Origin of the sequence: Amycolatopsis vancoresmycina (assembly GCF_000716785.1) — a bacterium.
GTDB lineage: Bacteria > Actinomycetota > Actinomycetes > Mycobacteriales > Pseudonocardiaceae > Amycolatopsis > Amycolatopsis vancoresmycina.
Map to the genome: position 1 here is coordinate 1 of NZ_JNYY01000014.1, position 23,581 is coordinate 23,581.

Sequence of the window (23,581 nt, forward strand, 5' to 3'; positions counted from 1 at the left end):
GCACCGCTCGATCTACCAGGAGTTCCTCTGCTGCCAGCGGCAACACGCCCACCCGAGCTCAGTTCAGGAACAGGCTCTAACACTGTTTCTCACTCACGAGGGGCTGCGGCAGGGGTCAGCCGGCGAGCTCGCGGATGCGGTCCATGGCCCGCCGGACCTCGGCGAAGCCGGTGGTGAGCGGGCTCAAGCCGATCCGGATGCCGTCGGGACGGCGGAAGTCGATCAGCACGCCGTTTTCGATCAGCACGCGCGAAAGCCGCTCGGCGTCCGGGTGCCGGAGGGTGACGTGCCCGCCGCGGCGGGCGTCGTCGCGCGGCGAGGCGACGGTGAAGCCGAGCGGGACGAGCCATGCGTCGGCGAGGGCGAGCACCCACCGGCCCAGCGCCACGGCCTTGGCCCGCACGCGGTCGATGCCCGCTTCGGCCAGCAGCGCCACGCCTTCCCGGACGCCCACCATGCCGAGCACCGGCGGGGTCCCGGACAGCGCCCGCCGGATCCCGGGCGCCGGCACGTACTTCGCGGCCATGCCGAAGGTGTCGGCCGCGCCCATCCAGCCGGTGATGGGCTGGCCGAACGCTTCGTGGTGACGCGCGTTGACGTAGAGGAACGCGGGCGCGCCGGGCCCGGCGTTGAGGAACTTGTAGGTGCAGCCGACGGCGAAGTCGGCGTCGGCGGCGTCCAGCTCGACCGGGATCGAGCCAACGCTGTGGCACAGGTCCCAGACGACGAGCCCGCCGCGCTCGTGCACCAGCCGCGTCACGGCGGCCAGGTCGGTGATCGCCGCCGACCGGTAGTCCACATGGGACAGCGTGACGACCGCGGTCCGCGGCCCGACCGCCGCGGCGACGTCCTCGTTTTCGACCCACCGCACGGTGAGCCCCAGTTCGGCGGCGACGCTCTCGGCCAGGAACCGGTCGGTGGGGAAGTTCGCGGTGTCGGTGACGAGCTCGTCGCGCCCCGGCCGCAGCGCGACGGCGGCCCGGATCGTCTTGTAGAGGCAGACGGACGTCGAGTCGGCGACGATCGTCTGGCCGGGCGCGGCCCCGAGCGCGACGCGGCCGAGCTCGTCCCCGATCTCCTCGGGCAGCGTGAGCCAGCGTTCGTCCCACGACCGGATGAGCCGGTCACCCCACTCGTGCGCGACGAGCTCCTGCAGCCGGTCCGCGGTGGCGCGCAGCGGGCGGCCCAGGGAGTTCCCGTCGAGGTAGGCCACGACGCCGGGGTCGCCGATCGGGACGAACCGCTCGCGGAAGGCGGCGAGCTCGTCTTCGGCGTCGAGGCGGTCCGCGGCTTCGGGCGAGATGTCGGCGGTGCTCAGCGGTTCTTCTCCTTGACCCGCACGGTTTCCTTCCGCACCTCGGCCTGGGTGGCGCGCTCCCGCACCAGCCAGTCCGGGCTCTGCGCCTTCAGCTCGTCGATCTGCTCGGTCGTCAGCGGCTCGGTGATCCCGCCGCGGGTGAGGCCGCCGATGGAGACGCCCAGCTTCGCCGCCACCACCGGGCGCGGGTGCGGGCCGGTGCGGCGCAGCTCGCGCAGCCACTCGGGCGGGTCGGCCTGCAGCGCGTTGAGCTCGTCGCGGGTGACCACGCCCTCTTGGAACTCCGCGGGGGTGGCTTCGAGGTACACACCCAGCTTCTTCGCCGCCGTCGCGGGCTTCATCGTCTGGGTGGTCTTGTGCGACGTCATGCCGTCCAGGGTAGCCAGCGTCACTCCCGGTAACCTGACCCGGTGACCTCTTTCAAGCTCGCGTACGTCCCGGGAGCGACGCCCGCCAAGTGGGTGCGGACCTGGGGCGAGCGGGTGCCGGAGGTCCCGCTGACCCTCGTCCCGGTCGCCGCCGCCGACGCGACCGGCCTGCTGCGCGCCCGCGAGGCCGACGCGGCGCTGCTGCGGTCCCCGATCGACCGCGACGGCCTGCACGCGATCCCGCTCTACACCGAGGCGACGGTGGTCGTGGTGCCCAAGGACCACCTGGTCGCGGCGGCGGACGAAGTGTCCACCGTGGACTTGGCCGACGACGTCGTGCTGCACGCCCTCGACGACACGCTGGAGTGGGAGACGCTGCCGGGGCGCCCGGCGGTGTCGCGGCCCGAGACGACGGCGGACGCGATCGAGCTGGTCGCGGCCGGTGTCGGGGTGCTCGTCGTCCCGCAGTCGCTCGCCCGGCTGCACCACCGCCGCGACCTCACCTACCGGACGGTCACGGACGCGCCGCAGTCGAGCGTAGCGCTGTCGTGGCTGGAGGAGGAGACCTCGGACCTGATGGAGCAGTTCATCGGGATCGTCCGCGGCCGGACGGTGAACAGCACGCGCGGGCGCCAGCAGGCGCCGCCGGAACGCAAGCGCCCGGAGCGTAAGCCCGCCACCGCCGCGAAGCCGGCCCGGCGCGGCGGCGCGGGGAAGCGGCGCCGGCGGGCCTGAGCCGTCAGGGTGTCGCGCAGACGCAGTTGCCGTCGGCGCGGTCGAGCAGGTCGGGGTCGTCGAACCAGTGGCCGTCCTCCCCGAGGTAGCGGAACTGCAGCACGGTGCCCGGAGCCACGTCGACCGACGCCGAACGGCGGCCGTTGGACCGCGGGGTGAGGTGGTGGCGGCCCGGGGTCCAGTCGTTGAACGAGCCGACGACGCTCACCCGGCCGGGCGGCGCGGCGGCCGGGAGGCTGAAGGTGACGCGCTGGGTGCCGGCCCGGTTCTTGCTGATCTTGATCACTCGTGGGGGCCTTTCGCGGGAACGGTCGGGAGGGCGTGCTCGGCACTGAGCGCCGACATGATGGCACACCTGTGACGATTTGGTCACGCCCAGTGCCCGATTGGGTTACAACGCCGCTCAACGGTTCGCCACTGACCGGGTGGTCCTCGGCCGAACCATGATCATTTCGTGTTGGGAGCGCGCCACGGTGGGAAACTGACTGCCGTGACTGTCGCCGCTGATCGTCAAGTCAAGGACCCGTGTGCCTGGCTCAGCGCTGTCACCCACGAGCTCGCGGAGGTCCATCCGGCCGACACGCGAGCGGTGATCTTGACGGTGTGGGACGGGCTGGCCGCCGCCCGGTTGGCCGGGCTGTACGCGGCCGCGGCTTCGCCGCGCTGGCGAGCAAGACAGCGTCACGCCGAAGCGGTCGAGTTCGATCTCGCCGTGCTGCTGGCGCGCAACTGCACGGTGGCCACCGGCCTGGCCATCCCGGCCCGGCTGCCGGGAGCCGCGGTCGCCTGGCCGGTCGAACGGGCCGACGCGGCGGTCGCGGCGGTGGTGTCGTTCTGCGGCACGGCCGAAGCGGTGCTGCGCCGGGCGGGCGAGCTGACCCCGGTGTGGGAGGACAGCCTGCTGGGCCCGGTGGCGCTGGCCCGCTGGCTGGCGGACTGCTGGACGGGCCGCCACACGGGCGGCTGCCCCCTGCGGCTGCCGGTGCCGCCCCCACCGTGGTGGCGGTGAGCGTTGTCCGTCAGGTGAAGTCTGGGCCGGCGAGCGCCGGCACCGGGAGGAGAGGAGGGCCGGGGTGACCGAAGCAGCAGCCCCGCCCTCGAGACTCCCGGAGCCGGCGCGAGCGGCGGTCCGCGCGGTCCTGCTGGCCGAGCTGACCGCGGCGGCCGCCCGGGCACGGGCGGCCGGCTGCCCGGGGGAGACGCTGGTGGCGGCGTTGGAGGCCCGGTGCCGCCGGGTGGGTGAGGCCGGCCGGGGCGCGGGCTGTTGAGGTCGGGCCTGCCCGGGTGCCGGTGGTGGCCGGTCTTGCGGGTGGGTGTCGGCGGCCGCCGAGCCGCTTTCTTTTCGTCAGCGGCCCAGAATGGCCAGTGCCGTCGCCACGATCTCGTCCACCCGCGCCGGGTCCGCCAGAGCCGCCATCAGCCAGTCGTCGCGGGCCGCTCCGTCCAAAGGAGCCTCGCCGAACACCAGGCGGAGCACCGTCGTGACCGCCGCTGCCGCCGTCTCGCCGCGGTCGAGCCGGACCTCGATCGCCGCCAGGGCCTCCTCCGCCAGCTCCGCCAGGCGCGCGTCCGCCAGCTCGTCGCGGTCCACCAGCTCCAGGGCGGGCAGGTCTGCCGGCATCGGGGCCACCGGCGCCTGCTTGTGGCCCAGCGGGCGCTCCACGTGCTCCGCGTGCCACTTCTCCCGGGTGCGCATCGCCGCCAGGACGCGCCGGACCTCGCCGTCGAGGGTGTCGCGGTCCGCCACCGGCTCGCCCGTCAGCTCGGCTCGGCGCGCCGCCCACGCGTCCAGGGGCCACAGCTCCGCTCCCGCCGTCGCCGGCACCCCCACCCAGACCAGGAGCTGCACCGCCAGGTCGCACAGCCAGCGGTCGCCGCCGAGTGCGTCGCCCAGCCAGGACGGGAGGCGAGGGCGTTGCAGCGCCCCGAGTTCGCCGCGCCGGCGCCGGTGCGCGTCGACCGTTGCCGGGTTGAGGCGGGTCGCCAGCCAGCCCTCCAGGTTCTCGATCGGGTCCGTCGCGCGCCGCAGGGCGTGGTCCACCACCGCTTCCACGTCGTCGTGGAAGCGGTCGAGGCAGTCGGGCCGCAGCCACTCGAGCCCGCGGGCGCAGTCCGCGTGCCGCCGCCGGTGCTCCAGCGGCCGGGTGATCCGCGTGAAGACGAGCGGCCAGGCCACGCTGTAGACCCCGCCGCGCAACCGGGCCAGCGCGCCGGGCGGGGCGGCCGCCGCCGAGCCGGCGAGCAGGCCGTCGCGGGCCAGCCGCCGGACCCCGGCGACGTCGGCCGGGTGCACAGTGCCGAGCAACCTTCCTCCCCGATGTCGACGGAAAAATGGTCGGGCAGCCGGAGAATGGGAAAAGGCCACGGCCGGGTCGAATCGGCGGCGAACTGGCCAATCGCAGGCCACTCCCGAATCACCTGATCGGCGCAGCGAGCGCCGCCGATCGCCGCGAAGTCCGCGTGCCACAATGGAAATCCCATGGCACACAAGGACGGGCTGCTCCGGGAACTCACCACGTTGCGGCGCGGCTGGGGATTGGAAGCCGAACGGCTGCGCAGCCGGCTCGGGCCACTCGTCGCCGGCTGGTGCGAAATCCACCGGACGACGAGCGATCGCGACGCGCGGCGCGTTCTGCGCGAGGCCATTTCGGCCGCCATCGCGGATTTCCCGGACGACGACCGGCTGGCGGTGAACGTCGCGCTGGCCATCGCGCCCGGCGCGCAGCACGCCCTGCTCAGCGACCGGATCGGCGTCCTCGCCGAACGCCTGAGCGTCTCGGAACGCACGGCCCGGCGGCGGATCGACCGCTCGTTCGCCCGGCTCGCCGCGGAGATCGAGGCCGGCACGCGGCCGGGCGACGGCGTCCCCGACCCGGACAAGGGCTGGTTCGTCAAACGGCTCAAGGTGCTCGTGCGGCTCGACACGCCGGAGCCGGAGGTGACCGAGGAACGCCTGATCGTGGCGACCACCGACGACCTCGGCCGGATTTCCGCGCAGCTCACCGTGCCCCGCACCTACGACGACCGGGACGGCGAGCGGCACGTCACCGCGGACGCCCAGCACGGCGCCCGGATCAGCGCCGGCCACCGGGAAGGCCAGCGGCACTTCCGCTGGCTGCTCGACCTGCCGCGGCCGCTGTCCCGCGGTGACAGCCACACGTACTCCCTGGTGTTCCGCCTCCAGGACGGCCGGCCGACCCGGCCGTCGTACGTGTTCGTGCCGCTGGTGACGTGCGAGTCGTTCACGGTGCGGGTCCGCTTCGACCCGCGGCGCCCGCCGTGGGTGGTGTGGCGGCTGGACCGGGTGCCGCCTTCGGTGCTCGCCGACCCGCCCCAGCCGGGGCCGGCGCTGCCGCTCGACGGCGCCTGCGAGGTCGCCCAGGAGTTCGCCGCGCCGCAGCTCGGGTACGCCTACGGCCTCCGCTGGCTACCGGGCGAAGATATTCCTTGACATGAATATTCTCTCGTGTGAATACTAGGTCCCATGGACCGGATCGCTGCCGCACTCGGGGACGCCGCCCGCTGGCGCATCGTCGAACTGCTCGCCGAGCGTCCCCGCTCGGTCGGGGAGCTCGCCGAGCTGACCGGGCTGCGGCAGCCGCAGACCAGCAAGCACCTGCAGACGCTGGCCCGGGCCGGGCTCGTCACCGTCTTCCCGCTCGGGCAGCGGCGGGTGCACGCCCTCGAAGCGCAGCCGCTGGCGGCGCTCGCGGGTCGGCTGCGTGAGCTGGCCGAGGCTGCCGAGGGGCAGGCGGGGGAGCGGGAGGTCCTCGTGCGCTACCGCGCGGGCATCGACCGGGCTGCGGCGGCCGCGGACCGGGACCGGTGGGCGGACGGGCGTTCGTTCGCGTTCGAGCGCCTGCTGCCCGAGCCGCCCGGCGTCGTCTGGCGGCACTGGGCCGAGCCGGAGCTGCTGGCGTCGTGGTGGGTGCCGCCGTCGATGACGGTGATCGCCTGCGTCCTCGAGCCGCGGCCGGGTGGCCGGGTCGTGCTGCGCTACCGCGACGCCGACGCCGAGTACCCGTCGGAGGGCCAGGTGCTCGTCGCGGAGGAGCCGGCGCACCTGGTGTTCGACCTGGCGGTGACGGGGCCGGCGTCGTTCACCGGCCACTACGACCTCCGGCTGGAGCCGGCTGACGAAGGCACCCGGCTGCGGCTGGACCTGGGCATCACGGCGACGACCGTGGCGGCGGTCCCGTTCATCGCCGGGATCGAGCCGGGCTGGCAGCAGGTGCTCGACCACTTGACCGAAGTACTCACGAAGAGAAAGGGCTGAACCATGACCGGACGCCGAGTGACGGCCAACCTGAGCCTCACCCTCGACGGGCGCTACCACGGCCCGGCCGGACCGGCCGACATGGGCGCGATCGTGTCGTACGCGACGACCGAAGTCGCGCGGCGCCACCTGACGCGCATCTGGGAGGGCGCGACGACGGCGGTGCTGGGCCGCAGGAACGCGGAGGGTTTCCTGGGGTTCTGGCCGACGGTGGCGGCGGACGAGAACGCGGACCCCCGCGACCGCGGCTACGCGAAGTGGCTGGTGGACGTGGAAAAGGTGGTGTTCTCCCGCACGCTGACGGACGCACCTTGGGAGCGAACCCGCCTGGTGAACGCCCCGGTGCCCGAGGCGATCGCCGACCTCAAGGCGGAGGGGGACGGAGAAATCCTGGTGAACAGCAGCGCGAGCATCATCAAGCCGCTGCTGGAGGAGGACCTGCTCGACCGCATGTACCTGCTGATCTGCCCGGAGATAGCGGGCGGCGGCCCCCGCCTGTTCGACGACGGCCTCCCGCCGTCGAAGTGGCGGATCACCCACCGCGAGACGGGCGACCTGGGCGAGACGGCAGTGGTCTACGACCGAATCCGCTGACGGCACACCCCACGGCGCAAGACAAGCCGCGTTGCGCAGGGACGGTCGCGAGGGGAGCCGCGTTGCGCCGGGGGCGGCCGCGAGGTGAGCTGCGTTGCGCCGGGGGCGGCCGCGAGGTGAGCTGCGTTGCGCCGGGGGCGGCCGCGAGGTGAGCTGCGCCGCTGGGGGTCCGGGGGTTATCCCCCGGGAAGATACTCCGGACACCGGGAGCGTGCCGAAGGCACGCGAACACAAGGATCCGTCGCGTGGGGCGGGCGGGGCTCGAACCCGCGGCCAAGGGATTATGAGTCCCCTGCTCTAACCAACTGAGCTACCGCCCCCTGGCCTCGGCGCGCAGGCGGCACGAGGATTTGCATGTGCACAAGGCACTCAGTTCGCTCCAAGTTATCACAGCGGCCATCCGGGCAGATCCGGTAGGCCAAACAGGTTGAAGTGCCCGCCGACCGGCGCACGCTCGTCTAGGTTGCAAGGGCGTCACCGCTGACCGGAACGGCGGGAGGAAGCGATGGCCAATGCTCTGCGGGCCGGTTCGCCTTGCCGCCGGGCGGCCCGGCTGGCGTTGCTGGACGCGTTCACCGCCGGGGCGGGCCTGGGCTACCTCGCGCACCAGTACCGGGAGGTTCTCGTGGCGAACCCCGCGACGATCGGGCTGGTGGTGCTGTTCACGGTCGCGCTGGCGTGGGTGATCGCGTCGGCGGTGCGGGGCCTGCGCCGGGCGGCTTCGCGGGTCGACGCCATTTTCGCGGAGGAGCTGCGGAAGAAGCCCTCGCCGCGGCCGCGCTGACGGAAACCGTTGGTAGGCAAGGCAAAGACTGCGGATTCTCCTCAGCTGCCGCCGCTCGCCGAGCTGGTCGGCGTCGGAGTGCTGGGCGGGGTCGTGGTCGGCGGCAGGGTGGTGGTGGTCGGTGTGGTGGGGGCCGTCGGTGCGGCGTAAGCCGCGTAGCTGAACCAGATCTGGCCGAACGTCTTCGGCGTGGTCTGCGAAAACATCGCCCGCACCTGGAAGGTGGTGGCGGTGTACGAACCCTGCACGGTGTTGAGCATGAACCCGTTGAACTGGCCCGGCGTGTTCGGCGACACCACGATCACCTCGGGCACCTTGCCGAGGCCGTGGGTCACCGTGCACAGGCCGGCGCCGTCGGTCAGGCAGGAGGCTTGCGCCGCTTGGACGAGCGGTGCCGGTGCCGGGCCGTCGGCGGCCGACGCGCCGCCGAACGCCACCGCGCCCGCTGTGACCACCGCGGCGCCGGCCAGTGCGGCGAGCGCGGTGCGTGTCCCGATTCTCATGTGGTTCCTCCCCTGCGCTTTCACGCACCCCGAGTCGTTCCGGCGGCCGCCGCTGTTACCGCTGTGGACCCGGCTTTGTACGTCCTCTGTACGCCGCCGAAGCAGGCTCACTCGCCCCAAGCCCGAACCAGGAGGCGAAATCGTGCCGCAGAACCCGCACCCACTCCCAGCCGCGCGAGCGCTTTCCCGGCGTTCGCTGTTCCGCGCGACCGCCGCGACCGCCGTAACCGCCGCCGCGCTGGGGGCGGGTGCCGCCTTCGCCGGTACCGCCTCCGCCGCCGACCCCGAAGGCATTCCGGTGTCGCCGTACTTCGACATCACCAAGCCTTCGTCGGACCTGTTCCGCAGCAAGATGCTGCACGAATCGCACCATGTCATGCAGGGCTTCGCCTTCGACAACGTGAACCGGCGGCTGTTCATCGTGCAGGCGCAGAACGGCACCTCCGGGGACGACCTCTGCATCAACCAAGTCAGCTTCAGCGGCGAACTGCTCGGTTCGATGCACGTGGCCCACGCCGGGCACGGCGTCTCGATCGGCGTGGAGCCGGTCGGGACCGCGTCCTACATCTGGATGGAGTGCGACGCCGACGGCACGACCACCGATGCGCGCGGCACCGCGCTGGCGCGCTTCAAGTTCGTCGACGGTGGTACGCCGTCGGTGAAGAAGTTCCTCACCGGCAGCAAGACGATCACCTGCGCCACCGATCCGGTGTACCAGCGGATCGCCGTGCGCCGCAGCGAAGGCGGGCAGATGTGGTACAGCGTCTACCCCCTCGCGAGCGCCGCCGCCGGTGACTTCACGAAGCCGCTGGTGCACTTCCCGCAGCCCGCGCTGAGCACGACGAGCGTGGTCTTCCAGGGCTACACCATCCTCGGCAGCAGCTTGTACACATTGGACGGATCAGGGCACGCCGACGCCGCCGACATCGATTCCTGCGTGACGCGCATCGACATGAACACCGGCACCGTGCAGGACCGCGACATCACCAGGGCCGGCTCGACGCTCGTCTACCGCGAACCCGAGGGCATGGCCGTCTACCGCACGGCCGACGGCGAAACCCGGCTGTTTCTCGGCTTCGGTTCGCGCAGCAGCCTCGACAACATCAACCGCTACGCCAACATCTTCTACAAGAACGTCCTGGTGGGCTGAACCGTCCACACCGGATCACCGGACCCGGTACCGGACGTTCGCGATCGGCCCGGCGTGGCTCAGCTCCACGGGGTCCAGCCGGGCCCGGGTGCCGCCGGGGTGGTCGAAGAGGCGGACGCCGTCGCCGAGCAGGACCGGTGCCACGTGGACCAGGACCTCGTCGAGCAGGCCCGCTTCCAGGCACCGCCGGGCCGTCCTGGCGCCCAGCACGGCGACGTAGCCCGAGCCCGCCGCCTCCGCGGCCGCGGCCGCCGCCTCGGGAAGGCCGGCGAGGAGGGTGAACCCCGGCATCGGGGCCGCGTCGCGGGTCACCACGAAGATCGGGCCCGCCCAGCGGCCGCCGTACACCTCGCCCTCGGCCGTCGTTGCCGGGGCGTAGGTGCGGTGGCCCATCAGCACCGCGCCGACTTCGCCGAGCACCCGCTCGACCGCCGGGTTCGGCCCGGTGTGCAGGCCGCCGAGCCACGACATGTCGTCGCCGGGGGCCGCGACGAAGCCGTCGAGGGACATTGTGACGTGGTAGAGGAGCTTGGCCATGGGGTTCGCCTTCCGGTGCGGGGTTTCCCGTACCGACGCGGCAAGCCCGGAAAACTCATCGGTCAGGCCGGGACGAGTTCCTCCACCGGTGCGGCGGCGTAGCGGCGCGCCAGCGTGGCGCACACGATCAGCTGAATCTGGTGGAACAGCATCAGCGGCAGCACGATCAGCCCCACCTGCGCGTGCCCGAACAGGACCGTCGCCATCGGCAGGCCGCTGGCCAGGCTCTTCTTCGACCCGCAGAACACGATGGTGATCCGGTCGGCGCGGGCGAACCCGAGCAGGCGGGCTCCCCAGCCGGTCGCGGCCAGCACCGCCGCCAGCAGCACGCCGCACACCAGCACGAGCACCAGCAGGTGCCCGATGTCGAGGCGGTGCCAGATGCCTTCGGTCATGCCCGCGCTGAACGCCGTGTAGACCACCAACAGGATCGAACCGCGGTCGACCAGCTTCAGCGGCGCCGAGTGGCGCTTGATCCAGCCGCCGATCCAGCGCCGCGCCAGCTGACCGGCCACGAACGGCGCCAGCAGCTGCAGCACGATCCCCAGCACAGCCGAGCCGTCGACGCCCGCGCCGTCGCCGGCCAGCAGTAGCGCCACCAGCAGCGGGGTCAGCACGATGCCGGCCAGGTTGGACAGGGACGCGCTGCAGATCGCCGCCGCGACGTTGCCGCGGGCGATCGACGTGAACGCGATCGACGACTGCACGGTCGAGGGCAGCACGGCCAGGAACAGCACGCCGGCGGCCAGCTGCGGCGGCAGCACCGCGGCGGGGAGCAGGAACAGCGCCAGCCCGAGCAGCGGGAACAGGACGAACGTCGCACCGAGCACCACCGCGTGCAGCCGCCAGTGCCGCAGCCCGTCGAGGGCCTCCTGGGTGGACAGGCGCGCGCCGTACAGGAAGAACAGCAGGCCGACGGCGACGGTCGTGGCGGCGCCGAAGCCGGCGGCCACCGCGCCGGACGCGGGCAGCACGGTGGCGACGCCGACGGTGGCGAGGATGGCGAGGACGAACGGGTCGAGGCGGGGCATGGATCTCCTTCCGCAGCCAGTTTCGACCACCGCCTGCTCATTGTGAACCCCGATGACCGGACTGACTGTCATCGCGAATCGCGATAAAGTGCCGGGGTGCTGGACCCGCGCCTGTGCCGTTCGTTCCTCGCCGTCGCCGAGACGCGCAGCTTCACCGCGGCCGCCCGGCGGCTCGGGGTCGGCCAGCCGACCGTCAGCCAGCACGTCCGGCGGCTCGAGCGCGACGCGGGCGGGCTGCTGTTCGCCCGCGACACCCACACCGTCGAGCTCACCGCGCGCGGGCAGGCGATGCTCGGGTTCGCGCAGACGATCGTCGACACCGAAGAACGCGCGCAGCGGCACTTCCGCGGCGCCGAGCTGCGCGGGCGCGTGCGGTTCGGCGTGTCCGAGGACTTCGCGCTCGGCGAGCTGCCGGAGATCCTGCACCGGCTGCGCCGCAGTCACCCGCTGGTCGACGTCGAGCTGACGGTCGAGCTGTCGGACGTGCTCGCCCAGCGGCTGCGGGCCGGCCGGCTCGACCTGGTGCTGGGCAAACGCCGCCCGGGTGCGCACCACGGCCGGCTGCTCTGGCGGGAGCCGCTGGTCTGGATCGGGTCGGCCGCCACCGTGCTGGAACCGGGGCAGCCGGTGCCGCTGGTGCAGTACCCGATGCCGTCGATCACGCGGCAGCTGGCGGTGGAGGTCCTCGAACGCGCGGGCCTCGAGTGGCGCGCGGCGTGCCAGACCTCCAGCCTGACCGGCCTGCGCGCCGCGGCGGCGGCCGGGCTGGGCGTCACCCTGCACGCGCGCAGCCTGGTCCCGGCCGACCTGACCGAGCTCGACGGCCTGCCCGAACCCGGCGACATCGAGTTCGTGCTGCTCGCCCGCGAGTCGATGGAGGGGCCGGCGGCGGCGCTGGCGGAGTTCATCGTCGAGCGCGTCCGGCGCGACTCCTAGTCTTCTTCGCCGGTGAGCAGCCGTCGCAGGCGGCCCAGCGCGCGGTGCTGGGCGACGCGGACCGCGCCCGGTGTCGAGCCCACGGCCGCCGCCGTCTCCTCCGCCGACAGGCCGACCACCACCCGCAGCACCACGATCTCGCGCTGCTTCGCCGGCAGCACGTCCAGCAGCCGGGCCAGCCGCTCGTTCAGCTCGAACCGCAGCGCCCGCTGCTCCGGGCCTGCGGATTCGCTGACGCCGTCGGGGACCTCGGGCACCGGGTCGGCACGGTTGCGGGCCGCCGCGCGGTGGGCGTCGGCGACCTTGTGCTGGGCGATGCCGTAGACGAACGCGAGGAACGGGCGGCCCTGGTCGTGGTAGGACGGCAGCGCGGTGAGCACCGCCAGGCAGACCTCCTGGGCGACGTCGTCGGCCGAAGCGAACGAGCGCTCGTGGCGGCCGACGCGCGCCCGGCAGTAGCGCACCACCAGCGGCCGGATGGTGGCGAGCAGGCGCGCGGTCGCGGCGTAGTCACCGGCGATCGCGGCGGCGACCGGCTCGTCGTGGCGCCGCCAGTGCGGCGGGAAGGCTTCGGGCGGCGCGGCCGCGGCGATCTCCCGGACGAGCGCCCGGCTGCGCACCCGCAGCAGGGTGCCCTCGACGTCGAGGCCGGCGCGCAGCGAGTCGTGCAGCGCGGCGTTGGACGCCCGCAGCAGCTCGGTGATCGCGCGATCCCCGTACTCGGTTGCCGGCATTTCGCTCACCTTTCCCTGTCCCGCTGGTCACCGTGCCGTGCGGCCCGGTGCCGCCGGAGTCGTTCCCGCACGTGGCGGAGGGTGGATCGGACGGTCGCGGGGGCGATCCGGAGCGCGTCCGCGATCTCGGCCGGCGTGAACCCGTCGAGTGACCACGCCAGGACCATGCGCTGCCGGCCGGGGAGGGAGGCGAGCAGGTCGATGAGCCCCGCGTGCTGCTCGACCAGCCCGGCGAGCTCCTCGTCGTCCCGCGGGTCGCCCGCCGGGGTCCAGTCCGCGCGGCCACCGCCCGGTGCGTCGAGCAGCCGCCCGGCGACCCGGCGGACCCAGGCCCGCGGGTCCTCGAGGGTCGGCCACGCCTCCAGCGCGTGCAGCATCGCCTCTGCGGCGACGTCACGCGCTGTCTCGACCTCGAACCCCGCCTTGCACAGGAAGGCGACGAGCTGCGGGAAGTCGGCGCGGAAGAACGCGTCGAACTCGTCGTGACCGTGCACGGACCCCTCACCACCCCTCGCCTCCACTAGGACAGGTGCGCTGAAGGGCCCGCCACGTGTAACGATCCGATCAAGACTGCTCGGTAGGAGTAATGGACCGCGTTGTGTCGGTGACGCGTCGTGACAGCCGGGAGATCGCGAACGGCGGGTTCCGGACGCGCCCGAGGCGGCCGCAACTGCCGTGTTTGATCACCGCCGAGCCGGAAACCCCTACCGGACAACGCAAAGACGGCGGGCCGCCGCGGCCCGGCGGCGGTGCTCCCGTGCCCGGGCGTCGCCGATCGGGTGACGTGATCGACATCGAGATCCCGGGAAGAAGGGCGTACTCTCATGTGTTGCAGTCTTGGTTGCCCGGAGGGTGAGCCGGGGACCGAAGCCAAAACCCCCTTGACCCAGGCGGATACGCTCGCGCGTCCGCCGGTGTTAAGTCGGTTGACGCGCCCCAACAATGGGAAGAAGTGAGAGAAGGAGGTGAACGAAGGAAATGGAAGCCACGATGACGGGCTGGGCGGAACTCGCGGCCTGCAAGGACGAGGACCCGGAACTGTTCTTCCCGATCTCCGAGGTCGGCCCCGGCGCCCGGCAGACAGCACAGGCGAAGGCCGTGTGCGCGCGCTGCCCGGTTCGCGCCGAATGCCTCGGCTACGCGCTCGACAACGGCCTGGACCACGGCGTCTTCGGCGGCACCACCGCGGACGAACGCCGACGGCTGGTGCGGACCGCGCCCCAGCGGCACCGAGCGGCCTGACGTGCGGCCGGTGACCGCTTCCCGGCAGCCTCGAGCATAAAACACGGAATCCGGAAGAAAATCGTTCCGGTCGGTGTGCGCCCGGGTGGGTTGATTCCTCGTGGATCACCCACCCGGGCTTTTTTTCACGCCGTTCACCGACGCCGGATGAACATGCGATTCGCTGCATCTTTCACAACGGCCTTCCAGCGTGCCCGGCCGGCCAGGTCTCCGGCAGGTCCCACGCGGCCGCCGTGGCCGACTCGAACGCCGCCATCGCCGTGATCAGCCCGCCCTCGATCGTGAGGAGCGTGACCCCGAACCACCGGTGATCGTGCTCTCCTGGGCGTTGCAGGTAGCTCGCCACGGCGGGCTGGCGGTTGGCGCGCACCGGGTGCATCCGGAACCGCCCGATGCAGTGCGGTGACGCGGGATCCATCGACAGCGACAGCGCCCGCACGATCGACGCGCGGCTGCCGAACCACAGCGGGTACGGCGGCATGATCGCCTGCGCGTCGTCGCGCAGCAGCCGGGCGACCGCGGCGGGGTCGCCGTCCTGGTACGCCGTGATGAACCGCTTCAGCAGCGCGGCTTCCTCGGCCGTCGGGTCGCCCGCCGTCCACTCGGCACGCCGCGCGGGCAACCGCTCACGCAGCGTCGCCCGGGCCCGCTGCAGCGCGCTGTTGGCCGAGGCGACGCTCGTTTCCAGCAGTGACGCCGTTTCCTTCGCCGGCCAGCCGAGCACGTCCCGCAGGATCAGCGTCGCCCGCTGGCGCGGCGGCAGGTACTGGACGGCGGCGAGGTAGGCCAGCTCGATGGTCTCCCGCTCGACCACGGCGTCGTCGGGGCCCGCGCCGTCGAGCAGCCGGTCCGGGTACGGCTCGAGCCACGGCAGGTCGGCGGCCGCGACCGGGCCGTCCGGCTCGCCGGCCGGGCCGAGCTGGTCGGGCAGCACGCGCCGCGGGCGGCGGGCGAGGACGTCGAGGCAGGCGTTCGTCGCGATCCGGTAGAGCCAGGTCCGCACGCTCGCCCGGCCCTCGAACGCGTCCCGGGCCTTCCACGCGCGCAGGAACGTCTCCTGCGTCAGGTCCTCCGCGTCGGCCAGCGACCCGAGCATCCGGTAGCAGTGCACCTGGATCTCCCGGCGGTGCCGTTCGACGAGCGCCTCGAAGTCGTGACCCACCCCGGCACGCTAGCGCACCGGGGCTGGAAGACTGCGTCCGTGAGCGGAACGGTGCTGGTGCTCGGCGGACGCAGTGAGATCGGGCTGGCCGTGGCGAAACGCCTGGTCAGCGTGGATGTGCGGCGGTTCGTCCTGGCCGCGCGGCCGGGCGCGGACCTGACCGCGGAGGTCGCCGCGCTGCGCGCCGCCGGCGCCGAAACGGTGGACACCGCCGAATTCGACGCCGACGACCTCGGCGCGCAGGGCCCGTTCCTGGAAAAGGTCGCGGCGGAGCACGGGCCGCTCGAAACGGTCGTGCTCGCCTTCGGCGTCCTCGGCGACCAGGCCCGCGCCGAGCAGGACGCGGCCCACGCCGCCGCGATCGTCCACACGGACTACGTGGCCCAGGTCGGCGTGCTGACCCACGCCGCGAACCTGCTGCGCGCGCAGGGCCACGGCCGGCTGGTCGTGTTCTCGTCGGTGGCCGGGGTGCGCGTGCGCCGCGCGAACTACGTCTACGGCTCGGCCAAGGCCGGGCTCGACGGCTTCGCAAGCGGCCTCGCCGACGCACTCCACGGCTCGGGCGTCCAGCTGCTGCTCGTCCGTCCGGGTTTCGTGATCGGCCGGATGACCGAGGGCATGTCGCCGGCGCCGTTCTCCAGCACCCCGGACCAGGTGGCCGAAGCGACGGTGGCGGCGTTGCGCGGCGGCCGCGGGGTCGTCTGGGTGCCCGGGGTACTCCGTCCGGTCTTCTTCGCGATGCGCCTGCTGCCGCGCGCGGTCTGGCGCCGCATGCCGCGCTGAGGCCACTGTGGCCGGTGCCACAGCACTATCCCGTGCGCACTTCGGTACCGTGCGTGGCAAAACCGGCCCCCGCGCTCGGCCGTTCGGGCAGCGTCACAGCATTCCGACAACTTTCTCAGCTGATTCCCAGCTAACGCGGTGATCCTCGAAGGGGGGAACACCGAGGGAAGCAAGGGGAAAGTGTCGTGCTGTTGTCGTCGCGGGGGCGCCGCACCGGCGGCCGGGTCGCGCTCGGCGTCGTCTCGACGGTGGTGCTCGGCGCCACCGGCTACCTGTGGGCGCAGCTGAGCACCCTGGACGCCGGCATCGTCACCGCCGACGTCATCCCGCCGGCCGCGCAGGTCGACAACGATGACAACCCGCCCGGCGAGCCGCTGAAGGTCGCCCAGAACATCCTGCTCGTCGGGATCGACGCGCGGACCGACACGTACGGCAATCCGTTGCCGCAGAACGTGCTCGACGCGCTGCACGCCGGAAGCGGCGACGACGGCGGGGACACCACGGACACCATGATCGTGGTGCACATCCCGGCGGGCGGCGCCGCGGCCACCGCGATCTCGATCCCGCGTGACTCCTATGTGGACATCGCGGGCGGGTACGGCAAGCACAAGATCAACTCCGCGTACAGCCGCGGCAAGAACGCCTCGATGTCCGGATTGCGCGCCCAGGGGCTGTCCGGCGCGCAGCTGGAAGTGGCGGCGAACGCGGCAGGCGCCAAGACGGCGATCCAGACCGTGGAGAAGTTCACCGGCCTGACGATCAACCACTACGCGGCGATCAACCTCGCCGGCTTCGACGCCCTGTCCCAGGCCGTCGGCGGCGTCGAGGTGTGCCTCAAGGCGCCGGTGCACGACAGCTACTCGGGCGCGGACTTCCCGGCCGGGACGCAGACGCTGTCCGGGGCGCAGGCGCTCGCCTTCGTCCGGCAGCGGCACGGGCTGCTCAACGGTGACCTCGACCGGATCGCGCGGCAGCAGGCGTTCCTGTCCGGGATGGCGAAGAAGGTGCTGAGCGCGGGCACGTTCACCGACCCGTCGAAGCTGAGTTCGCTGGTCGGTGCGGTGCAGGGCTCGGTCGTGCTGGACACGGGCTGGGACATCCTGAGCTTCGCGCAGCAGCTGCGGGGGATGACCTCGGGGGCGATCAGCTTCGCCACCATCCCGGTGCAGAGCCTGTCCCTGCCGACGCCGTCCGACGGTGACGCGGTCAAGGTCGACCCGGCGCAGGTCCAGCAGTTCGTCCGCACGGCGATCAGCACGCCGGCGGTCCGGGCTTCGGGCGACGACACGACCGGCGGGGTCAAGCCGGTCGCGGCCACCGGCACCACGACGCCGACGCCGGGGCGGGGCGCCACGGACACGAAGCAGCCGGCGGCCAGTGCGGCCGCCGGCTGCGTGAACTAGAGACTCACACGAAAGCGCTCTGCCCGGTGATCGCCTTGCCGACGATCAGGGTGTTCATCTCGCGCGTGCCCTCGAAGGAGTAGATCGCCTCGGCGTCGGCGAAGAACCGCGCGACGTCGTAGTCCAGCACGATCCCGTTGCCGCCGAAGATCTCGCGACTCCAGGCGACCACCTCGCGCATCCGCGACGTGACGAACGCCTTCGCCAGCGACGAGTGCTCGTCCTGGAAGATCCCCGCGTCCTGCAGTCGGGCCAGCTGCACCAGCATGCCCCAGGAGGCGGTGATGTTGCCGAGGCTCTTCACCAGCAGGTCCTGCACCAGCTGGAAGCGGGCGATCGGCCGGCCGAACTGCTTGCGCTGCTTGGCGTAGTCCAGTGCGAGCTCGTAGGCGCCGATCATCACGCCCAGTGCCTGCCAGGCCACGCCACCGCGGGTGGCGCGCAGGATCTCGGCGACGTCGCGGAAGGAGTTGATGCCCTGCAGGCGGTTCTCCTCCGGCACGCGGACGTCCGTGAGGGTGATTTCGGCGTTTTCGACGATCCGGAAGGCGGTCTTGCCCTGGATCTTCTCCGCCACGAAACCCGGTGTGCCCTTCTCGACGACGAAACCCTTGACGTGGTTGTCGTCGACGTCCCGGGCCCACACCACGACGTAGTCGGCGAAGGTCGCGTTGCCGATCCACTTCTTGGCGCCGTTGAGGATCCAGCTGTCGCCGTCTCGCTGCGCCGTGGTGCGCATGCCGCCGGCGACGTCGGAACCGCCGAGCGGTTCGGTCATCGCGAACGCGCCGATCTTGTCCATCGCGGCCATTTCCGGGAGCCAGCGGTCGCGCTGCTCCTGGCTGCCGCCACTGTAGATCGAGTACATCGCGAGTCCGTTGTGGACACCGAAGAACGTCGCCACGGACGCGTCGGTGCGGCTCATCTCCATCGCCATCATGCCGGTGAGCAGGTGGCTGACCGCCGCCTTGTGCTCGCCGTAGCCCTCGTAGGGCAGCCCGGCGAGGCCGCTTTCGCGGAACATGCCGATCAGTTCCTGCGGGAAGGTCCCGGCCTCCCAGTTCTCGTTGACCAGCGGCTTGACGTCGTGGCGCATGAACTCCCGCGCCTGGACGAGCAGCTTGCGCTCCTCGTCCGGCAGCAGCGCCTCGAAGTCGTAGAAGTCGGCGGTGAGCTTGTCCTTCAGCGGTTCCATTTCAGTTCTCCTCCAAAGCGTTCAGGACGGCCAGCTGCTTGCGGTCGCGCGTCTCGGCCAGTTCCGAGTACGTGGAGGAGCCGTAAGCCTTTTCGACAGCTTCGATGAGCTGCTCCTGCTCTTCGGGGCCCTGGCTGGGGGTGCCCAGCCCGGCCCACATCTGCTTCATGGACTTGCCGATGTGCTCGGCCATGTGCCGGTAGCCACCGGGACCACCACCCAAGTGCGAACCGAGGAACGGCCCGACCGTGGCCCAGCGGATGCCGAGCGAACTCGTGATCACCTTGTCGAGGTCCTCGGGGGTGACGACGCCCTGCTCGACGAGGTAGATCGCCTCGCGGCTCAGCGCGTTCTGCAGGCGGTTGCCGACGAAGCCGGGGATCTCCTTGCGCTCCACGACCGGCGTCCGGCCGAGCGAGGTGTAGAAGTCCACGGCCTTCTGCACCGACTCGTCGCTGGTCTGCTCACCGGGAACGACCTCGACCAGGGGGATCAGGTGCGGCGGGTTGAACGGGTGTCCGATGAGGACACGGCGGCCGTCGATCCCGCCGGTGAACGCCGTCGACGGGATGGCGCTCGACGAACTCAGCAGCAGCGCGTGCTGCGGAGCCTGTTCGACGAGCTGCCGGAACAGGTCCTTTTTGAACTCGGCGTTCTCGGGTCCGTTCTCCTGCACGACATCCGCGTCCCGCACGGCTTCGGTCACGTCGGCGGCGATGTGCACGCGGCCCGCCAGCTCCTCGGCGGTGCTGCCGAGGTGCGGGGCGAACTGCGCCAGTGCCTGCGAGACGGCGTCGGCGAGGTCCGGGCGGGGGTCGGTGACCCGGACGGTCAGGCCGTGGCTCGCGAACAGCGCGGTCCAGGAGAGGCCGATGGTGCCGGCGCCGATGACTGCCGCGTTCTTCACGACTGCGCTCCCTTCAGGTAGTCGAAGACCGGCTTGACCGGGGCGAGCGTCAGGTCGGTGCGGATGTGGCTCGCGGAAACGACCTCCAGCACGGGGAGATCGGCCAGCGGGGCGAGGACGTGCTGGAACAGCTGCAGCCGCGCGGGGCCGGTGTAGGCCTCCTTGACCACGACGTCGGTGATCTCGGTGCGGACCAGCTCCTGGACGCGCGGGGCGCCGTCGTAGCCGGGGATCGTCTTGAGCATGAACGTCGGGACGGTGATCTGGCGCTCGGCCTCGCGGACGTCCAGCTGGTGGTGCTTGTAGCCCATGGTCGCGGTCGCCACCCGCAGCGTCCCGTAGTCCAAAGTGCCCACCAGGACGCCGTTGTCGACATAGAGGTTCGGCGACCCGACAGTCTTCGGGTAGGCGCTGACCTCGCGCCCGGACGCGGTCGCCGGGAAGTTGTCCAGGTACATCGCGTGCAGGTATTCGCCGCGCTCGCCGTCGAAGCCGACCTCGATCGCCTGGCCGGCCTCGGTGTACGGGCCGTAGCCGGAGACGTCGCCCATCTTCATGACTTCGAAGCGCACCAACGGTTCTTCGACCTGCAGCGGCTCGGGCACGACCGCGCGCAGGGCGTCGGCGTCGGTGCGGTAGACGATGTTGAGGTACTCGCGGTTCGTGAACCGCGGGACCACGGGCGCGAACGCCGGGGCGGTCAGCGGGGTCGTCACGTGCTGCCGGACTTCTTCGATCTTCATTCGCCTGTCCACTTCGGAGCGCGGCGTTCGGCGAAGGCGGTCATGCCCTCGCGGACGTCCTTCGACTGCATCAGCTTCTTGATTTCTTCGCGCTGCACGGCCGCGGGATCCGCGGCGCGCACGACCTTCTTGACGGCGGCGAGGGCCAGAGGCGCGTTCTCCGCCAGCTTCTCGGCGAGGCCGACGGCGACCGCGGCGGCGTCCCCGGCCGGCGTCACGCGGTTGACCAGGCCCAGTTCCCCGGCGCGGCGGCCGGTGACGGGCTCGCCGGTCAGCAGGAACTCCATCGCCAGGTGGTGCGGGATCCGCTTCGGCAGCCGGATGACACCGCCGCCGGCGGCAATCAGGCCGCGCTTGACCTCCGGGAGGCCGAACTTGGCGTCCTCCGCGGCGACGATCAGGTCGCACCCGAGGGCGAGCTCGAACCCGCCGCCCATCGCGAAGCCTTCGACCGCGGCGATCAGCGGTTTGGCCAGTTCGGCCTCGGTCAGGCCGCCGAACCCGCGGCCCGGGATTTCCGGCGACTCGCCCTGCAGGGCGGCCTTGAGGTCCATCCCGGCGCTGAAGGTGTTGTCGGCGCCGGTCAGGACGCCCGCCCGGAGCGTGGGGTCGCTCTCGAGTTCGTCGAGGGCGGCGGCCAGCTGGGCCGCGACGGCGGCGTTGACCGCGTTGCGGGCCCGCGGCCGGTCGATCGTGATCAGCAGGGTGCTGCCGATCCGTTCGGTGCGTACTTCACTCATGACTCGCTTCTTTCACAGTTCCGCGAGGACTTCGGCGGTGTCCTGGCCGGCCAGCGGGGCCAGGCGGCGGATCGAGCCGGGCGTCGCGGAGAACTTCACCGGGATGCCGACCGTGCGGATGGTGCCCTCGCTCGGGTGCTCGACGGTGTCCAGCAGGTGGCCGTCGCGGACGTACGGGTCCTCGTGGGCCTTGTCCAGCTCCAGCACCGGGGCCATCGGGATGCTGTGCTTCGCGCACACCTCGGCCCACTCCTCGGTGGTCAGCGCCGGGGCGCACTCGGCGATCCGCCCGGTCAGCCACTCGTTGTCGGCGCGGTCGATAGCCTCGCCGTTGACGCGCGGGTCCCCGGCGAGGTCGGGCCGCCCGGCCGCGGCGAAGAAGTCGCGGAAGTTCTTCGGGTTGTACGGGATGACGCAGGCGAGGCCGTCCTTCGTGCGGACCGCGGCGTGGCCCTTCGTCATCGACAGCGCGAACCCGGTGGGGCCCTCGGCCGGCTCGTAGGTGTGCCCGGCGAGGTGTTCGACCAGGTTGAACGCGAGCAGCGTGTCGGTCATCGGGATCTCGATCTGCTGGCCCTCGCCGGTCTTGTCGCGGTGGACCAGCGCGGCGAGCACGCTGTAGGCGATGGTCAGCGACGAGACCTTGTCGCCGATGATCGTCGGCAGGTAGACCGGCTGGCCGAGCGCCCGGTCGGCCACGTCGACCAGGCCGGAGGAGGCCTGCACGGTTTCGTCGTAGGCGGCGTTGCCGGCCTGCGGGGAGTCGCTGCGGAAGCCCTGCGCGTGGGCGTAGACCAGGCGCGGGTTGCGCTCGGCGACGTCGGCGTAGTTCAGGCCGAGCCGGCTCAGCGCGCCGGGGCGCATGTTGGTGATCAGCACGTCGGCGGTGTCGATCAGCTTGAGGGCCTGCGCGCGCTCGGTCTCGTCCTTGAGGTTGAGGGCCACGCTGCGCTTGTTGCGGTTGACGTTGAGGTTCAGCGCGGTCATGCCCGGCGTGGTGCGGTACTGGCCCACGCGCACGGTGTCCGCGGGGGACTCGATCTTGATCACGTCGGCGCCCAGGTCGCCGAGGATCTGGGCCGCGTACGGGCCCATCACCACGGTGGAGAGGTCGATCACGCGCACGCCGTCCAGCGGTCCGGTCGTCATCTTTTCGTCCTTTCGCGCCTTGCTGGTTTCGCTCTACTTCCGAACGTAGGCGCGGGCGGCGTGAAAGGGAATGATCATGATGCGAACAATGGTATGACTCTGCTGGTCATACCATTGTTTCAGCTGCTGAGCGGCTCGGCGAAGATCGCTTTTGCGGCGTCGACGAGGTCACGCAGGTCGCCGTCGGTGCGATCGCGCCGCCAGAGCAGGCCGGTGTCCAACTGGGGACGGAAGTCGGTGAACGGCAGAACGATGACGTTGTCGAGCCGGTAGCCGTGCATCGGGCTCTTGTCGTCGAGCATGGAAATGGAGAAGGCTTCGCCACTGGAAATGATTTCCGACGTCCCGCCGTAGCCGGTGTTGCTCAGCCGGATACGTTTCTTGACGCCGAGCTCGTTCAATTGGTGGTCGAGCTGCTCGAAATAGGCGGGGACGATTTCCCCTGGTGAGGCGACGTACGGGAACTCGGTCAGCTCGGCGAGGGAAACGGAGTCCCGCCCGGCGAACAGGTCGGCGGGCACGACGGCCCCCAGCCGTTCGGTCATCACGGGCAGCTGCTCCAGCGCGGGATCGGTGACCGGCAGCCGCGCGAGGGTGAGGGCGAGCTTGCCGTCGTGCACGCCCTGCACGAGGTCGGCGGTGGTGCCGGGCCAGCGCTTGAGCTCGTACGTGCCGCGGACCCGCTCGGCCAGGGCGTTGACGCGTTCCCGCAGGTCGGGATGCACGCCGGCGGGCATGCCGAGGAAGACGGTGCTGCGCTGCGGCGTGGTCGCCTCCCGCAGCTTCCAGGGAATGGCGCCGACCCGCTCGAGGACGTCCCGGGCCAGGGGAAGCAGCGCGGCCCCGGCGTCGGTCAGGGTGACGTGGTGGGTGCTGCGGTCGAACAGCTGCTGCCCGAGTTCGTGTTCGAGGTCCTTGATCCGCTGGCTGAGCGGAGACGCGGCCATGTGCAGCTTCCGCGCGGCAGCGGAGAAGTTCAGCTCCTCGGCGACCGCGACGAAGTAACGCAGGTGCAGCATCTCCACCCCCCAACCCTAGCCACCCCCGTGATGCCCCTCCAATCACACGAGATGCCTCCCGGATCACGTGAGATGCCTCTCGGATCACGCGAGTTCCGCTTTCAATCACGCGAGTTCCGGCCCCGATCACGCGAGTCCCGTGTACCCGGACCGGCGCGTACCCAAGGGGACGACTCGCGTACCTGGACGGACGACTCGCGTACCTGGAGGGTCGGTTGGGCGTGACCAAGACCCGGCCTCGCGTGACTGGAGACGGAACTCACGTGATTGGG

Annotated in this window: 28 protein-coding genes and 1 tRNA gene; 12 read left to right on the forward strand and 17 right to left on the reverse strand. The window is 71.7% G+C overall.

Features of this window, described 5'->3' with window-relative positions:
• Positions 1–115: 115 nt before the first annotated feature.
• On the reverse strand, positions 116–1,303 hold the full coding sequence (locus tag OO60_RS29110; RefSeq protein ID WP_209441414.1) for a kynureninase: 1,188 nt from the start codon (positions 1,301–1,303) through the stop codon (positions 116–118).
• Between the two features lie 11 nt (positions 1,304–1,314).
• Positions 1,315–1,686, reverse strand: a complete 372-nt coding sequence (locus OO60_RS29115; protein ID WP_033262655.1) for a DUF5997 family protein — start codon at positions 1,684–1,686, stop codon at positions 1,315–1,317.
• A gap of 42 nt (positions 1,687–1,728) precedes the next feature.
• Here OO60_RS29115 and OO60_RS29120 point away from each other — a divergent pair, with 42 nt between their 5' ends.
• The gene (locus OO60_RS29120; RefSeq protein ID WP_004559090.1) at positions 1,729–2,421 is read left to right on the forward strand and encodes a LysR substrate-binding domain-containing protein; all 693 of its coding nucleotides are present in this window, start codon (positions 1,729–1,731) and stop codon (positions 2,419–2,421) included.
• 4 nt (positions 2,422–2,425) lie between these two features.
• On the opposite strand, the gene OO60_RS29125 is transcribed toward OO60_RS29120, so the two are convergent.
• Positions 2,426–2,707 (reverse strand): early set domain-containing protein, encoded by a 282-nt coding sequence (locus OO60_RS29125; RefSeq protein WP_004559091.1) that lies wholly within the window; start codon positions 2,705–2,707, stop codon positions 2,426–2,428.
• Between the two features lie 303 nt (positions 2,708–3,010).
• On the opposite strand from OO60_RS29125, the gene OO60_RS29130 reads away from it, so the two are divergent.
• Positions 3,011–3,430: a hypothetical protein gene (locus tag OO60_RS29130; RefSeq protein WP_004559092.1), complete on the forward strand. Its 420-nt coding sequence runs from the start codon at positions 3,011–3,013 to the stop codon at positions 3,428–3,430.
• Between the two features lie 64 nt (positions 3,431–3,494).
• Entirely contained in the window at positions 3,495–3,689 is a 195-nt protein-coding gene (locus tag OO60_RS29135; RefSeq protein ID WP_033262527.1) for a hypothetical protein, read from the forward strand.
• Between the two features lie 77 nt (positions 3,690–3,766).
• Here the strand turns inward: OO60_RS29135 and OO60_RS29140 are convergent, their stop codons facing one another.
• The gene (locus OO60_RS29140; RefSeq protein WP_033262528.1) at positions 3,767–4,726 is read right to left on the reverse strand and encodes a hypothetical protein; all 960 of its coding nucleotides are present in this window, start codon (positions 4,724–4,726) and stop codon (positions 3,767–3,769) included.
• Between the two features lie 174 nt (positions 4,727–4,900).
• Between OO60_RS29140 and OO60_RS29145 the strand changes: the two genes are divergently transcribed.
• The 3 genes from OO60_RS29145 to OO60_RS29155 are packed head-to-tail and all read left to right on the forward strand — an operon-like array spanning position 4,901 to position 7,291.
• Positions 4,901–5,872: a hypothetical protein gene (locus OO60_RS29145; protein WP_033262529.1), complete on the forward strand. Its 972-nt coding sequence runs from the start codon at positions 4,901–4,903 to the stop codon at positions 5,870–5,872.
• Positions 5,873–5,905: 33 nt separating this feature from the next.
• Positions 5,906–6,697 carry a metalloregulator ArsR/SmtB family transcription factor gene (locus OO60_RS29150; RefSeq protein ID WP_033262530.1) on the forward strand — a complete coding sequence of 264 codons (792 nt, stop codon included), beginning with the start codon at positions 5,906–5,908 and terminating at the stop codon, positions 6,695–6,697.
• 3 nt (positions 6,698–6,700) lie between these two features.
• Positions 6,701–7,291, forward strand: a complete 591-nt coding sequence (locus OO60_RS29155) for a dihydrofolate reductase family protein (RefSeq protein ID WP_033262531.1) — start codon at positions 6,701–6,703, stop codon at positions 7,289–7,291.
• A gap of 246 nt (positions 7,292–7,537) precedes the next feature.
• Here OO60_RS29155 and OO60_RS29160 read toward each other — a convergent pair.
• Positions 7,538–7,611, reverse strand: a tRNA-Ile gene (locus OO60_RS29160).
• 185 nt (positions 7,612–7,796) lie between these two features.
• On the opposite strand from OO60_RS29160, the gene OO60_RS29165 reads away from it, so the two are divergent.
• The gene (locus OO60_RS29165) at positions 7,797–8,075 is read left to right on the forward strand and encodes a hypothetical protein (protein WP_003056763.1); all 279 of its coding nucleotides are present in this window, start codon (positions 7,797–7,799) and stop codon (positions 8,073–8,075) included.
• Positions 8,076–8,116: 41 nt separating this feature from the next.
• Here the strand turns inward: OO60_RS29165 and OO60_RS29170 are convergent, their stop codons facing one another.
• The gene (locus tag OO60_RS29170; RefSeq protein ID WP_003056764.1) at positions 8,117–8,578 is read right to left on the reverse strand and encodes a hypothetical protein; all 462 of its coding nucleotides are present in this window, start codon (positions 8,576–8,578) and stop codon (positions 8,117–8,119) included.
• 142 nt (positions 8,579–8,720) lie between these two features.
• Between OO60_RS29170 and OO60_RS29175 the strand changes: the two genes are divergently transcribed.
• Complete coding sequence (locus tag OO60_RS29175) at positions 8,721–9,728, forward strand: phage baseplate protein (protein ID WP_003056766.1); 1,008 nt, start codon at positions 8,721–8,723, stop codon at positions 9,726–9,728.
• Positions 9,729–9,743: 15 nt separating this feature from the next.
• Here the strand turns inward: OO60_RS29175 and OO60_RS29180 are convergent, their stop codons facing one another.
• Positions 9,744–10,265: a dihydrofolate reductase family protein gene (locus tag OO60_RS29180; protein WP_003056769.1), complete on the reverse strand. Its 522-nt coding sequence runs from the start codon at positions 10,263–10,265 to the stop codon at positions 9,744–9,746.
• Between the two features lie 62 nt (positions 10,266–10,327).
• Entirely contained in the window at positions 10,328–11,296 is a 969-nt protein-coding gene (locus OO60_RS29185; protein WP_003056770.1) for a bile acid:sodium symporter family protein, read from the reverse strand.
• Between the two features lie 96 nt (positions 11,297–11,392).
• Between OO60_RS29185 and OO60_RS29190 the strand changes: the two genes are divergently transcribed.
• Positions 11,393–12,232, forward strand: coding sequence for a LysR substrate-binding domain-containing protein (locus OO60_RS29190; protein WP_003056771.1), 840 nt, complete (start codon positions 11,393–11,395; stop codon positions 12,230–12,232).
• Here the strand turns inward: OO60_RS29190 and shbA are convergent.
• Both shbA and OO60_RS29200 read right to left on the reverse strand, forming a co-directional pair.
• Positions 12,229–12,825: an RNA polymerase sigma factor ShbA gene (gene shbA / locus OO60_RS29195; protein ID WP_051767812.1), complete on the reverse strand. Its 597-nt coding sequence runs from the start codon at positions 12,823–12,825 to the stop codon at positions 12,229–12,231. The two genes, OO60_RS29190 and shbA, sit on opposite strands and share 4 nt — an antisense overlap.
• Before the next feature lie 146 nt (positions 12,826–12,971).
• Positions 12,972–13,460: an RNA polymerase sigma factor gene (locus OO60_RS29200; protein WP_003056773.1), complete on the reverse strand. Its 489-nt coding sequence runs from the start codon at positions 13,458–13,460 to the stop codon at positions 12,972–12,974.
• A 484-nt stretch (positions 13,461–13,944) separates the two neighbouring features.
• Between OO60_RS29200 and OO60_RS29205 the strand changes: the two genes are divergently transcribed.
• On the forward strand, positions 13,945–14,208 hold the full coding sequence (locus OO60_RS29205) for a WhiB family transcriptional regulator (protein WP_003056777.1): 264 nt from the start codon (positions 13,945–13,947) through the stop codon (positions 14,206–14,208).
• 172 nt (positions 14,209–14,380) lie between these two features.
• On the opposite strand, the gene OO60_RS29210 is transcribed toward OO60_RS29205, so the two are convergent.
• Positions 14,381–15,370, reverse strand: a complete 990-nt coding sequence (locus OO60_RS29210; protein ID WP_003056778.1) for an RNA polymerase subunit sigma-70 — start codon at positions 15,368–15,370, stop codon at positions 14,381–14,383.
• A 39-nt stretch (positions 15,371–15,409) separates the two neighbouring features.
• On the opposite strand from OO60_RS29210, the gene dprE2 reads away from it, so the two are divergent.
• Entirely contained in the window at positions 15,410–16,153 is a 744-nt protein-coding gene (gene dprE2, locus OO60_RS29215; protein WP_003056779.1) for a decaprenylphospho-beta-D-erythro-pentofuranosid-2-ulose 2-reductase, read from the forward strand.
• A gap of 185 nt (positions 16,154–16,338) precedes the next feature.
• Positions 16,339–17,556, forward strand: coding sequence for an LCP family protein (locus OO60_RS29220; RefSeq protein WP_003056780.1), 1,218 nt, complete (start codon positions 16,339–16,341; stop codon positions 17,554–17,556).
• A 4-nt stretch (positions 17,557–17,560) separates the two neighbouring features.
• Here the strand turns inward: OO60_RS29220 and OO60_RS29225 are convergent, their stop codons facing one another.
• The 6 genes from OO60_RS29225 to OO60_RS29250 all read right to left on the reverse strand — a co-directional run bounded on the left by OO60_RS29225 (position 17,561) and on the right by OO60_RS29250 (position 23,315).
• The gene (locus tag OO60_RS29225) at positions 17,561–18,751 is read right to left on the reverse strand and encodes an acyl-CoA dehydrogenase family protein (RefSeq protein ID WP_003056781.1); all 1,191 of its coding nucleotides are present in this window, start codon (positions 18,749–18,751) and stop codon (positions 17,561–17,563) included.
• Between the two features lies 1 nt (position 18,752).
• Positions 18,753–19,658 carry a 3-hydroxyacyl-CoA dehydrogenase NAD-binding domain-containing protein gene (locus tag OO60_RS29230; RefSeq protein ID WP_003056784.1) on the reverse strand — a complete coding sequence of 302 codons (906 nt, stop codon included), beginning with the start codon at positions 19,656–19,658 and terminating at the stop codon, positions 18,753–18,755.
• Entirely contained in the window at positions 19,655–20,401 is a 747-nt protein-coding gene (locus OO60_RS29235) for an acetoacetate decarboxylase (RefSeq protein WP_003056786.1), read from the reverse strand. The genes OO60_RS29230 and OO60_RS29235 overlap by 4 nt, the downstream gene beginning before the upstream one ends.
• Positions 20,398–21,141 carry a crotonase/enoyl-CoA hydratase family protein gene (locus OO60_RS29240; protein ID WP_003056789.1) on the reverse strand — a complete coding sequence of 248 codons (744 nt, stop codon included), beginning with the start codon at positions 21,139–21,141 and terminating at the stop codon, positions 20,398–20,400. Before OO60_RS29240 ends, OO60_RS29235 begins: the two co-directional genes overlap by 4 nt.
• 12 nt (positions 21,142–21,153) lie before the next feature.
• Positions 21,154–22,290 (reverse strand): CaiB/BaiF CoA transferase family protein, encoded by a 1,137-nt coding sequence (locus OO60_RS29245; protein WP_003056792.1) that lies wholly within the window; start codon positions 22,288–22,290, stop codon positions 21,154–21,156.
• Between the two features lie 119 nt (positions 22,291–22,409).
• A complete protein-coding gene (locus tag OO60_RS29250; protein ID WP_003056795.1) occupies positions 22,410–23,315 on the reverse strand; it encodes a LysR family transcriptional regulator in 906 nt (301 codons plus the stop codon).
• Positions 23,316–23,581 lie beyond the last annotated feature (266 nt).